Origin of the sequence: Pseudoalteromonas arctica A 37-1-2, from assembly GCF_000238395.3 — a bacterium.
In the GTDB taxonomy this organism is placed as follows: domain Bacteria; phylum Pseudomonadota; class Gammaproteobacteria; order Enterobacterales; family Alteromonadaceae; genus Pseudoalteromonas; species Pseudoalteromonas arctica.
Genome location: NZ_CP011025.1, coordinates 1,265,679 through 1,278,724, shown reverse-complemented (window position 1 = coordinate 1,278,724; position 13,046 = coordinate 1,265,679). Strand labels below are relative to the sequence as shown.

The 13,046-nt window shown below is 38.1% G+C and carries 10 protein-coding genes and 1 pseudogene; 7 read left to right on the top strand and 4 right to left on the bottom strand.

All coding sequences use genetic code 11. From position 1 onward, the window contains the following. Nucleotides 1–69: 69 nt before the first annotated feature. Nucleotides 70–2,913 carry a TonB-dependent receptor domain-containing protein gene (locus PARC_RS05720; protein ID WP_010553696.1) on the bottom strand — a complete coding sequence of 948 codons (2,844 nt, stop codon included), beginning with the start codon at nucleotides 2,911–2,913 and terminating at the stop codon, nucleotides 70–72. A 218-nt stretch (nucleotides 2,914–3,131) separates the two neighbouring features. Continuing rightward, nucleotides 3,132–5,474 (bottom strand): DNA polymerase II, encoded by a 2,343-nt coding sequence (locus tag PARC_RS05715; protein WP_010553697.1) that lies wholly within the window; start codon nucleotides 5,472–5,474, stop codon nucleotides 3,132–3,134. A gap of 193 nt (nucleotides 5,475–5,667) precedes the next feature. On the opposite strand from PARC_RS05715, the gene dinG reads away from it, so the two are divergent. From dinG to PARC_RS05685, 6 genes are read left to right on the top strand one after another with little or no spacing between them, the layout of a single operon-like run. Beyond that, nucleotides 5,668–7,743 (top strand): ATP-dependent DNA helicase DinG, encoded by a 2,076-nt coding sequence (dinG, locus tag PARC_RS05710; RefSeq protein ID WP_010553698.1) that lies wholly within the window; start codon nucleotides 5,668–5,670, stop codon nucleotides 7,741–7,743. After that, nucleotides 7,743–8,519, top strand: a complete 777-nt coding sequence (locus PARC_RS05705) for a sulfite exporter TauE/SafE family protein (protein WP_010553699.1) — start codon at nucleotides 7,743–7,745, stop codon at nucleotides 8,517–8,519. Before dinG ends, PARC_RS05705 begins: the two co-directional genes overlap by 1 nt. 1 nt (nucleotide 8,520) lies before the next feature. After that, nucleotides 8,521–9,129: a primosomal replication protein gene (locus tag PARC_RS05700; protein WP_010553700.1), complete on the top strand. Its 609-nt coding sequence runs from the start codon at nucleotides 8,521–8,523 to the stop codon at nucleotides 9,127–9,129. 13 nt (nucleotides 9,130–9,142) lie between these two features. Next, entirely contained in the window at nucleotides 9,143–10,036 is an 894-nt protein-coding gene (locus PARC_RS05695; RefSeq protein WP_010553701.1) for a histone deacetylase family protein, read from the top strand. A 51-nt stretch (nucleotides 10,037–10,087) separates the two neighbouring features. Beyond that, a complete protein-coding gene (locus PARC_RS05690; RefSeq protein WP_007584043.1) occupies nucleotides 10,088–10,369 on the top strand; it encodes a late competence development ComFB family protein in 282 nt (93 codons plus the stop codon). Further along, nucleotides 10,353–10,505 carry a DUF2496 domain-containing protein gene (locus PARC_RS05685; protein WP_007584045.1) on the top strand — a complete coding sequence of 51 codons (153 nt, stop codon included), beginning with the start codon at nucleotides 10,353–10,355 and terminating at the stop codon, nucleotides 10,503–10,505. Before PARC_RS05690 ends, PARC_RS05685 begins: the two co-directional genes overlap by 17 nt. A gap of 2 nt (nucleotides 10,506–10,507) precedes the next feature. On the opposite strand, the pseudogene PARC_RS05680 reads toward PARC_RS05685, so the two are convergent. Next, nucleotides 10,508–11,028: pseudogene (locus tag PARC_RS05680) on the bottom strand (SEL1-like repeat protein). A 105-nt stretch (nucleotides 11,029–11,133) separates the two neighbouring features. Between PARC_RS05680 and PARC_RS05675 the strand changes: the two are divergent. Continuing rightward, complete coding sequence (locus PARC_RS05675) at nucleotides 11,134–12,018, top strand: DMT family transporter (protein ID WP_010553704.1); 885 nt, start codon at nucleotides 11,134–11,136, stop codon at nucleotides 12,016–12,018. 29 nt (nucleotides 12,019–12,047) lie between these two features. Here PARC_RS05675 and PARC_RS05670 read toward each other — a convergent pair whose 3' ends face one another. Then, nucleotides 12,048–13,046, bottom strand: coding sequence for a cupin domain-containing protein (locus PARC_RS05670; protein WP_010553705.1), 999 nt, complete (start codon nucleotides 13,044–13,046; stop codon nucleotides 12,048–12,050).

Here is a 13,046-nt window from a genome sequence, read left to right as displayed (position 1 = left end):
GGACGAGACATAAATACAAAAAAGGCCCGTAGTCACGTGACTATGGGCCTTTTAATTAAATTTCTAATATTAGAATTTCAAGTTAAAGCTTACATGAACAAAACGACCTAAACTGTCATAAAAACCTGCAATCGTATTTGCATTTGAAGATACTGTACCACCAACTAATGGTGGCTCTTTATCAAAGATATTATTCATACCACCAGTAAAGCTTAAATGCTCGTTATATGAATAGCTACCAGAAACATCAATAAAGTTATATGCTTCTATACCACCATCTTCAATTAGTAATGAATCTGTAGCACCTTCATAATCTACAGTTCCGTAATAGCGCCATTTAACACCAACACGCCAATCATCACGTAAGTAATTTACATTAGCTGTGTGACGCCATTTTGGAGAAGCAAAACAGTCTGTACTAACTACACCAGCACAGTCATACGCTAAATCAGCATCACCTAAAATTGGCTCAACTTCTTTTTGAATACTGTAGAAGCCATTAATATCAAAGTTTAATGCACCTTGCTCTAGGTCCATCTTGTAACCCGCTGTAAAGTCAACGCCTTCCCATGTTTGTGCGCCAATGTTGTCACTTAAGTTTGTAACAAAGCCAGTTTGCCCTAACCATAAGCTGCCAGATGGACTACGAGAAACACTGTCACAGAAGAATGCGTCGCCTGTCTTAGCACAGTTATCAACAATACGTTCTGCGCCTACAGTGCCAACTACTTTTTCAATTTCAATTTTGAAGTAATCAATTGAGAAATTAAAGTTATCGAAAGGGTTGGCAACTAAACCAATTGTAATTGTATCGCCTTCTTCTGGCTCAAGTTCCGGATTACCGCCTGCAAATTGATTATATTGGCTAGCTGGAGATGAACTTATATTTCCATATTGTGAAGCACTTACACCTGTATTAGCACACTGGCTTTGTGATAATACTGGCGTATCACCAGCACAAGAATCAACACCGCTCCACAAACTAATGCTTTGCGCAGAGAATAATTCACCAATATTTGGTGCGCGCACAACTTTTGCGTAACTTGCTCTTAGTTTATATGCATCTGCAATCGTGTAATCTGTACCAATTGAGTATGTTGTATCTGAACCAGTTGTTGAGTAATCTGACCAGCGAGCAGCGGCTGATACATTTAACTCGTCAAGTACTGGAACTTGTAATTCAGCGTAAAGCTCATTTACATCAATAGCACCGTACAAACTTGGAGATGGACCACCTTGACCTAATAGTTGACCTTCTTCGTATACCGTATCTGAAATACGTTCGTAATCTTGCTCACGACGTTCAAAACCGAATACTGCAGCGATAGGAGCTGATGCAGAAGGTAGACTCCAATCAAATTCACCGGTAACGTAACCACTGTAAATAATCTGTGTTACTAAACCGGTTTGTGTTCCAACACCAGCTAACTGTGCAGCTTGCTCAGCTGTTACACCGTCTAATTCAAACACGTTATATAATAAACAATCATCTGCTTCGTCACATTCAGTGCCAACAGCACCCACGCGCGGAGCAATTTTTGGGGCTAATAAGTCATTTTTATAAACTGAACTTGACGTTGTTGCAGAGTAGTTATAGCTAATATCGTAAGACCAGCTATCGTTAATTTCACCTTCCATACCCGTTAAAATGCGGTATGACGTGTGCTCTAGGTTATCCGCTCGTGGACCGCCTTCAACATTACGTTTACCAATATAGGCAACAAATTGATCATCGCCGTTTTGGTTAAATAAAGTCTGAAGCTGTTGTTTTTGAATATCAGATAGTAAAGGATTGTTGTAATCAAACAAAATTTCTTCATTGAAGAAAGTACCAGACTCAGCTATTTGACCTGCTGTTCTGTTGTGCATGAATGAAAACTCTAAGTATGGCCTAAAGTGCTCATTGATTTCATAATCAATAAACGTACCAAACGTAAAGCGCTCATTCGGACGTAAAAAATGGTTAACTGGAGCAAAGTTGTAACGGGTACCATCATCCTCAAGAAAACCCTGACCATTTGGATTTAAGTTACCAAAAAAGTTCTGTTCGTAATCAACTACACCATCTACAACTGGGTAAATATCAAAATTTGGATTTGGTGCTGTAGCAGAGCCACCACATGATTTGCCATCATCAGACAAAGCACATGATGAATAGTCACGAGTACCTTGTACTAACTCATTTTGACGGTTGTAAGTAACATAACCTACCGCATGACCTTTACCGCCATCAAATCCACCACCGATAGTAAAATCGATGCTGTAAGCTTTACCATCAATACCAGTGTTACCAGTATCGTAGTCGTAGCCTCTATCATCCATTAACCCTTGCATGTATTTATTATCATTGTTGTGTTGATAGCCTGAGCTGCCCACATTTAATGAAATACCATCAAACTCATCATCCATAACAAAGTTAACAACACCAGCAACGGCATCTGCACCGTATACTGCAGCTGCGCCACCTGTTAGTACATCAACGCGCTTAATTAAAGAGGCTGGAATTTGGTTGATATCTGCAACTTGCGAAGTAATACTACCCGCTTGCATTCTGCGACCATTAATTAGCACAAGTGTTCTGTTTGAGCCTAAACCACGTAAATCTACAGTTGCAGTACCTGTTGCGCCATTTGCTAAAAATGAATTTTCCGCCGCTTCAATTTGTGGAAGTTGGTTTAGTACATCTTCAACACGAGTAAAACCACTTAATTTAATTTCTTCTGCAGTCATTACTGTTACTGGGCTAGATGTTTCTAAGTCAGTTCTTTTAATACGAGAACCTGTAACTTGAATTCGTTCAACTTTCTCAATACCGTCTTCTGCAGCAATTGAGCTTGAAGAAAATACAGCTGTTGAGGCTGCGCTAAAAGCAAGTGCGATACGCACCGCTTTAGCTACTTGATTATTTAACATTTGATTCTCCCTGGTGTCACTACTTAATAGTAGCAATCATTATTTATTTTATTGTTACAGCTTCTTAACAGTAACTAAAACAAATAATAAACAAAAAATATCGAAAAGCCAACAAAAGTTAACGGAATTTTGCAGAAAAGAATAAATAACGCAATAAAAAGGAAGTGCAGGAAGGTTTAGAAGATAAAAACACCACAACGTTGCTGTTTTAGGTATTATTAAAAAAACTCACCCTGAGAACTTAACCCAAAACAAACATTGCAGTTCGAAATAAGATCGACCATTTCAATTAACGGTACAATTTGCTTTTCTACATAAATTGCATAGTCATAGCTATGAAAGCCTTGATACAGTTCAACTCCAGCAGTTGTGTAAACAAATGTAACAAATTCACCCCTATTGACCGTAAATTCGCTATTTTTTTTCTGGTGTTTTTTAACTGCTTGAACATGAGGGGGGATATTTTTCTTATAATCGATTAAGTTTTGACCTAATCTCTTTTTAAAAATGAGTAAATGATCAAAATCACCTTGGTATAACTTTGTTGTATAGTCTTTAACAAGGTCATTTATATTTAAATTTCCATCAAAAAGACTAGTAAATAGGTCGAACTGGAATTGTTGAGCAAGTTTAGTCCAATCACTTCTTACTGTTTCTAATCCTTTAAATACTAGTTTTGATTCGTTTGGTTTAATTAATTTACCGACATAGCGCTTTTTAGAGCCAACTAGCTTCCCCCTTATGGTTGGCAAAAAGAAAGGGCTATAAAGAGATTCAAATTCTATTTCTAAATGACTTGTTAAGTTGTGCGTTTGTTTAATTTCGTTAATCCAATCTGTAGTTATCTTTTTAGCTAAAAACACGCCAATTTCATTACACTCGTCGTGGGTTAAATCATCATCCAACTTAATAAATGTAGAATCGGTATCACCATAAATAACGCTATAACCAAGCTCTTCTATCCATTTTTTAGTTTGTAGCATTATTTCGTGCCCTCTTAACGTAATAGAGCTAGATAACCTGGGATCGTAAAACCTGCACCCTTTTGAGCCTAAAACACCATATAAGCTATTCATTATTATTTTTATTGCTTGAGAAAGCATTTGATCTTGATTGTCTTTGGCGAGCTGCCTTTGGGACGCTAAGCTTTTAACAAGTAAAGGTAAGTGATGCTTGTCTCGCGAGAATAGGGCTTTATTAAAACCCTGCACACTTTGGTTTGGATTTTTTAAACCTTCTATCAGTCCAAGTGGATCAATGTAGAAAGTTTGCATAATACTGGGGTACAAGCTTTTAAAATCTAAAACAATGACATTTTTATAAAGCCCAGGAATAGACTCCATTACATAACCGCCTGGGCTTTCAAATGTAAGTCCATGATCGCCCATATTAGGGGCAACATAACCGCTGCGATGCAGTAGTGGTAAATACATATTAATAAAAGCAGCGACAGAGCCGCCCTTTTTTTCAAGCTCTAATCCTGTGAGCTTTGTTCTTATAATAGAAAAATCGAGTAGCTTTAATTTATCAAAAATTTTATTTACCAAAATACAATCTTGTCGATTATATTTTGCTAAAGAAAGCTTATCTTCATTAAATTGCCTAATAATTTCCTGCAGACTATTAGCCGTGTCGATTAATTTGGACTCACCCAACACTTGATTTGAAACATTAGCTAAAGAAAAACTTTCAAAGCTATATGTACCATTTTTTAAAGTGTCTATTCCATCAACCACACATCGCCCAGGGATCGATACTCGAGTAAAGTGTCCTTTGCGAACATATAAAGGTTGATCTCCCCTACCCAGTAATAACTTAATGCCTAGTGCTTCAGCTCTTTCATGAATAACCGAAAAATCGAACTCAATTACATTCCAGCCAATTATGACATCAGGATCGCTAAGCTTGATAAAATGCTCCAATCCCTTTAAGAGCTCAGCCTCATCTACACACCAAATAATATCAAACTCTAGGTTTTCAGCTTCTCTATCTGGCTCGCCAATCATTAAAACACAGTCTAAATTACAGCCCACAAGCCCAACAGAAAACAAAACGCCACTTTCGTTACATTCAATGTCTAACGAGAGTTTATTAAGAGTTGGGGAGTACTCATCATTTGCTTTTAATTTTGCCTCTGTTACTAATGTATAACCATTTTGATAAAAAACATTACCCGTTACCCAAGCTCCTCCTTTTATAAAACGTTCCATTAAGTAGCGCTCTATTGGTCTAATATCTTCTTCAAATAATACAACTCCACGTTGCTTTAAAGCTTTAGCAGCAGAATAAAAATGATTTAGTGATTTGAAGTAACAGGCCGACATATCTTCTTGCTGAAAGTTTTTTAATCCAAGACTTTTAATATTAAAGATAAGTGACTCAGCTGCTAATATTTTATGCGCTATTTCAGCATCTTTACTTTTGATAAAAAACAGCGCATTTTCGTTAACTGATATAGTTTTTATAGGCCCTTTATCACTACAAAACCACGCTTCGTAGCAGATGCCGTTAGCAGTATCATAAGCATGAGAAGAAACAATAAAACCGGCTGTTAAGTACATTATTACTAAACCTTATACATATATATGTAAGTTTTTACTTAATTCAAAATGCTTTAAAGCCATACATTCAACCTAAATAAACACTCAGATACTTTATTTGCTAAATTAATCTCATCACTTCTTGTAGTTACACTCTTATAACTCTAAAATCCATAGCACTGTAATTATATACATACTTTAGGTAAATCATCCCATGCTTTCTGACTCACTAAAAAAAACAATTAGGCAAGTACACCAGCATGTGGCTAGCAACCTAAACGATTATCGCCCTCGTAGCAGTCAAAACTACCTTGTAGCCGAAATAGCAAAAACGCTTGCTGGCGAATACCATAAAAAGCAGCGCATTTGCGTAATTGAAGCAGGCACCGGTACCGGTAAGTCTCTTGCCTATTGTTTAGGCGCATTACCGCTTGCCTTAGCGCAAAAAAAGAAGCTGGTTATTTCTACCGCAACCGTTGCACTGCAAGAACAATTAATAGCAAAAGAACTCCCATTTTTTAAAAAGCATTCAGGCCTCGACTTTAAATTTGATTTGGTAAAAGGTCGCCATCGTTATATTTGCGCCCACAAATTACATAATGCTGTAAACGGCGATAGCCAAACACAAATGGACTTTATGCCAACGCTTACTTCACCATTGAGCGCAATGGAAACCAAGTGTTTAAATGAGCTATATAACGCCTATGTGAATAAAAAATGGCAAGGCGATAGAGACAGTTGGGCCGATACTGTACCCGATAGAGTGTGGAACTTAATAGCGTGCGATAAACATTCATGCCAACGCCAAATGAAGGCCCATCAAACGTGTCCGTTTCAGCTTGCTCGTAATCAATTAATGCAAATGGATGTACTGGTAATTAATCACTCTTTATTACTTGCCGATTTAGACCTAGGCGGTGGTAAAATTTTACCAGAGCCCGACAACACCATTTATGTAATTGATGAAGCGCACCATTTAGCACATATAACACGCGATTTTTCATCGGCCGCAGCAACAATCAAAGGCACGATAGAATGGCTTGATAAGCTCACCAAGTTTAGCGGGAAAATGGCGAAGATTTTAGTGGGGCAAAGAGCTATTGGGCAAAACTTTAAACTTTGCGACAGCATTAATGACGCGAATAAAGATTTAAAAGTAGTTCGCGATATTCTTGATAATGCCGACTTTGAATACTCAAAAGATGATACTTATCGCTTTGAGCACGGTGAAATTCCACAATCGCTGCACAGTAAAGCAAAAGACATAAGCGAAGCCACGCAAGATGCGCTGCGCTGTTTAAACAAAATGCACGACACCCTTACCCAAGATGTTAGCGATGGCGACATAAAACCTTACGTTGCCGACCCAATACTAGGCGAAAGCGGTCAATACATAAACAGGTTAGAGCAACTAAACAAACTATGGTTTAGTTACGCCAAAAAAGGCGAAGGTGCTCCTCATGCACGGTGGATAAAACGCCTTGAATACAAAAGCCATCACGACCACTTATTAAGCGACTGCCCTATTGAAGTCGGTTATTACTTAAAAGATAAATTGTGGCGAGAATGCGCGGGCGCTGTTTTGTGCTCTGCTACATTAAGTGCACTGGGCTCGTTCGATCACTTTGCTTACGAAACAGGACTTGCTAAAGAAGAAGGCGTTAAATTTATTAAAGTACCTTCTCCTTTTGATTACCCCAAACAAGCCACTTTACGTATTCCGGTATCTAAAGTAGAACCAACCGATAAAGACTTTAGTGATCACCTAGCTAAAACATTACCAGAGTACCTAAATGATAAAAAAGCGAACCTTGTACTATTCGCTTCTTACTGGCAAATGGACCACGTAACAAAGTTTCTTAGAACAAAAGGTTTTAACTTATTAGTACAAGGTGAGATGTCGCGAGAAGCGTTGCTTAAATTACACACTAAAAATGTAGACGAAGGCAAAGGCAGTATTTTATTTGGAACACAAAGCCTTTCGGAAGGTCTTGATTTACCTGGTAAATATTTAGAGAACTTAATAATCACTAAAATTCCGTTTGCTGTACCTACTTCGCCGATAGAAGAAGCGCAAGCAGAATTTGTACAAAGCAAAGGCGGTAACCCGTTTTTAACGATTACCGTGCCAGACGCCGCAAAGAAATTGGTACAAAGCTGTGGTAGACTGCTGCGAAAAGAGAGTGATGAAGGCTGTATTACTATTCTCGATAGGCGCTTAATTACTAAGCGATACGGTAAAGCCATGCTCGACACCCTACCACCTTTTAAAAGACAAATAGATTATTAATGTTTGAACTCGCACTCGATCCAACAACTTGGGCTGTTTTATGTGCTGTTGCACTTGCCGCAGGTTTTATAGACGCTATCGCCGGTGGCGGTGGTATGTTAACTGTGCCCGCTTTATTAACTGCAGGCTTACCTCCACATTTAACATTAGGCACCAATAAACTAGCAGCAAGTTTTGGCTCGTTAACGGCAAGCTATACTTATTATAAAAAGAACTTATTTAGTCCAAAGTTTTGGGCTGCCTCCGTAATTGCTACTGCAATAGGTGCATTGATAGGTACTGTTATTGTTGATCATTTAAGTATCGATTTTTTAAACAAACTACTCCCCATTATTATTATTTTAGTTGCCGCCTATAGCTTATTTGGTAATTTAAGTACCACAGAAGGCGATGAGCTCCCTAAACTAAACAAAGCGATGAAAATAAAACAATGGCTACAGGGTTTAGCATTAGGCTTTTTTGATGGTTTAGCAGGGCCAGGTACGGGGACATTTTGGACCGCTTCTAATGGCATGCTTTATAAAATGAACTTGCTACTCAATTGTGGTTTAGCGCGTTCAATGAACTTTGTTTCTAATTTTATATCGCTCATCACCTTTGTAGCACTCGGCCATGTAAACTTTTTACTTGGCATAACAATGGGCTTTTTTATTATGCTAGGCGCATGGTTTGGAGCACATTCAGCAATACGTTTTGGTAGTAAATTTATTCGCCCTGTATTTAATACTATGGTTATACTTTTAGCATTAAAACTAATTTACGAGGCTTACTTTTAATATGCACCCTACAGCTTTAGATAAACTACGCCAACAAGTTGCAACGCTAAAACAACAAGCTGAGCAATTTGATAAAGCTAAACTTTTTTCTAAAAATCGTTACATGCAAGCGCAACCTAGCTTGTTTGACCGCGCAGTTTTTAGTACAAAAAGCATGAACCTAGTCGATTACGTAATAGAAATAGAAGATGAAGTGTCAAGGTTACCGCCAAGTGAGCATCGCCATGCTTATACCTACGCGCTTGAACGTATAGGAGCTCAGGTACAAGCTGTATTCAATGTTATTAAATCAACGCCTATTTGGGTTAAAGAAAACAAAAGCCATTATAAACCACGCCCTAAGCAAACCGTTTATAAGCAAGCGGTACAAAAAATAATGCAATCATCGCACGAGCTTTACGACGAATTAAAACAAAACCATGAGTTTGAACGCCGTTTAGTGCTCATGATTGAAGAGCGTAAAATGCAAATGGATAAAGCCTCGCCAGCTAAAGCACAAAAGCTTAACCTTGAAATATTAAGCACACACGCTCGATTAGGCCGCTGCAGAAAAGCAATTTCTGCCACCGAGGACAAAATACAACAAGTAGAAAAACAGCAGCTGCGTTAAGCCGAACTTTACTATGCAGCTTTATTATCATCCATTGTATTCAGACCTTATCCTTGCAGAACGTCATCGATTCCCTATTCAAAAGTATAAGTTACTTAAAACCGAAATAGAAAATCTAGGTGTTTCGGCTATTCACTTTCAAGAGCCTAAAAAAGTAACCGTATCTCAACTTGCGCTATGTCATAGCCAACGTTATATAGATGACTTTTTAAATGGAACACTAAGCGATAAAGCAATTAAAAAGATGGGATTTCCCTATTCGCAACAACTTGTAGAGCGTACTCTTTTATCTATTGGCGGGAGTATTCAAGCTGCTGAAGCGGCTTTTAGCCACGATCTAACCTTCAATTTAAGCGGTGGTTATCATCATTCTCATAGCGATTTTGGCAGTGGCTTTTGTATTTTTAATGATTTAGCTATTGCAGCAGCACATTTAATAAATACAGAGCAAGCCGACACTGTTTTAATTTTTGATTGCGACGTACACCAAGGCGATGGCACAGCACAAATCACTCAAAACCATAACCAAATTATTACCTGCTCAATTCATTGTGAACAAAATTTTCCTCGTAATAAGCAAGAGTCTACTTACGATTTTGCATTGCCCGCTAAAACAGCCGACGATGAGTACCTTGCTACATTAAAGCAAGCACTCGATTTTTGCGTGCGCATACATAACCCTGATATTATTTTGTATAATGCAGGCGCTGATATTTACACTAAAGACGAGTTAGGCTTGTTTAATATATCGCTCAATGGCGTATATGAGCGCGACTTGTTTGTTCTCAACTTCTGTAAGCAACATCAAATCCCACTAATGTGCGCTTTAGGTGGCGGTTATCAGCGTAATTTGAGTTCACTAATTAATGTTCATAAACAACTATTTAAAGCCGCTATCGATTTATAGTAAGCCTTAGTATAGACTCAGTTAAACGGATTATTTTAAAGCGGTGGGAATATGCGATTACACGAAGACATACACAACTATTACGAAAAGATTGTAGTTGAAGAAATCATCAAACTTAAACTTGATGAAAAATATGATGAAGATGTAATGGCTGACTTTTGTTGTACGGTACTAAATCAGCTCCCGCCACGATATATTCGCTACGATGTAGATATGGCGTTTTATTTACCGCAATCAGAACGCATACATATGGAACAACGTGTACAAACAGCAATAAATGTTGCCATTAGCCAAATATCAAAAAAGAAAGAGTTAAATGACAAGTCCACTTGATCAAGCCCCTACACATATTAAACTTGCAGTAGATTTAATTATGATACTAGAGCAACACGATGTTGCTCCAGAAGAGGTCTTAAAAGCACTCGATATTGTTAAAAGCGACTTTGAAAAAAAGCTAGAAAAGCCATAACTCTATTCTATTATTTGTATGCCGTGCTCGGTAACGCTACCTTCGTGCTTAGTGCAATCAATTTTAACTTCACCAAATGTACGCCTAGGCGAAGTTGAACGACGACAGGTCATATTTTGTGCTTTAACGCCAAATTGCGTTAATACAACGCAACTGTTTCGTCTATTTGTTGTTTTTGCTGCGTAGTTGCTGCACTGTAAAATACATCGTATTGCGCAGACCAATTTTCAACCCCCGCTTCTTTTGCAACGCCTAGCCAGCCCATCCCTAGTTTAGTAGATTGCTCCAAGTATTGGCCTTTCAAAAACATAAACGCCAACGTGTATTGTGCGCTTTTATAGCCTAGCCCAGCAGGCTCTTTTAAATAATTGAAAGCGGCTTCAAACTGTCCTTTTCGATACGCTTTAATACCATTGTATTCATTCTTTTTCATGGTGGTATCACTGTAAAGGTTGATTGGGCTTGAATTACATCCACCCAAAAAAGTGATAAACACCATAGAAACTACTGAGAACTTTTTCATTCTTATCCTTAATTTATTATTTTTATATGCCAGTTCCGAATATGGCTTACACTTTTTATAAACCCTGTTATTCTAAAAACCAATCAGCATAATTAAAATACTATCATGACCTTAGCAAGCTTACTGCGATTATTTTTTCTGGCCGCTATTTGGGGCGCTTCTTTTTTATTTATGCGAATGGCAGCTAACAGCTTGGGGCCTGCGGTATTAATTGAGTTTAGAGTAGGCTTTGCTGCACTCACCCTATTTATTATGGCGCTGTACTTAAAACGCCGCTTGGCGTTTATCCAACATAAAAAACACTTTTTTATTATAGGCGCGTTTAATTCTGCTCTTCCGTTTTTATTTTTTGCTTACGCAGCCCAAACTATCAGCGCATCCACACTCTCAATTTTAAATTCTACAACACCAATATGGGGTGTTGTTGTTGGAATTTTATGGACAAAAACAAAGCCCAATAAAAGTATGGTGATTGGTTTACTGCTGGGTTTAATTGGCGTAGCTATTTTGGTTGGGCAAAATCATTTTGTGTTAAATAGCCAATCAATTTTGGCCATAGTAGCGGCATTAAGCGCTTCACTTTGCTATGCCATTGCATCGCATTACACTAAAAATGCGCCTAAACTGGCCCCATTCGATAACGCCCATGGCTCAATGTGGGCTTCGAGCTTTATGGTATTACCGCTTATCTTATTTATGCCAATTCGAGAAATACCAAGCACCAACATTATGCTAGGTGTATTAGTACTGGGCGTAGTATGTACCGCCCTTGCTTATATTTTATTTTTTAAATTAATCGACGATATTGGCCCAACCTCAGCACTCACGGTTACATTTTTAATTCCATTATTTGGCATATTTTGGGGGCATTTATTTTTAGATGAGCAAATAGGGCCAAATACATTACTAGGCGCACTATTTGTAATTGTAGGCACTATGCTGGTTACTGGTTTTTTACCACGAAAGAAGCACTTAGCTAAAACAAGCTAAGTGCTTTAAATTACATATGGCATTAGAGTTTAAATAAATTGCGGATCTTTTGGCGCATCATTTCTGCGAGTGATATACATAATGCAATCACCTTGCGCTTCATTACTAAGCGCTCGGCTATGTTCAATAGGGACTGAAAATGTATCACCTTGAGTAAGCGTTAGTACTTCATCGCCTAAATCAATGGTTAAACTACCTTGATGAACAAAAATAACCTCTTCTTCAAAACGAATGTGTTTTGCTATTTTTGCATTTGGCTGTAGTTTTAACGCTGATATATTAAATCCATGCGCCCAATTTAATTGCGTTTGAATAAGCGTATCAGCATTTAAATTACCAACTAACGGTGCTTCGTAAACACCTTCGGATTGGCTTAAGTAAGAGTGCTTGTTCCAATTAAAATCTCGTGCCTTGACCACTGTTTGCGCAAGCTCTTCGTCTGTTATTACTCGGTGCTGCGCTATTTGATCACTACTTGTAACAGCCATTGGTTTTACCCCATCTGGGATTTTCTCATTGAGCGTTGTGTCTACTAAGCTGCCATTTTCTAGCAAAATAAGACCGAACTCTTTTGCCATATCAAATACTTGTGGAGCCCAAAGCACTCTGCCAGGATCGTCACTGCCAAGTACTGCATACAAGTAACCTATACCATCACCTACGTTTTCAAATCCTCTAAAAATATCTAAAGGAATCGAAATAATATCGCCTTCATTTAAAATTACCCTGGCATCTTTACCATCTACACCGGTATAAAATGCCCATGTGCCACTGTGTACAACAAATATTTCTTCTGTTAAGTGGCTATGCTGCGAGTTTAAGCACCCAGCAGGTTGACGAGCACCACCAATATTAAACCCATGAGGTATGGAAATATGCACATGCTGATTAGGGTTCTCTGCAACACCTGGACCTATAATAGTAAAATTTTCTTTTTGATCACTACCAGGCGATCGCGTATCAATAAAGGCGTTCTTACACGGAATTAAATCATCGTATCGTACTAAGCGATCTGCAAATAAACTCAT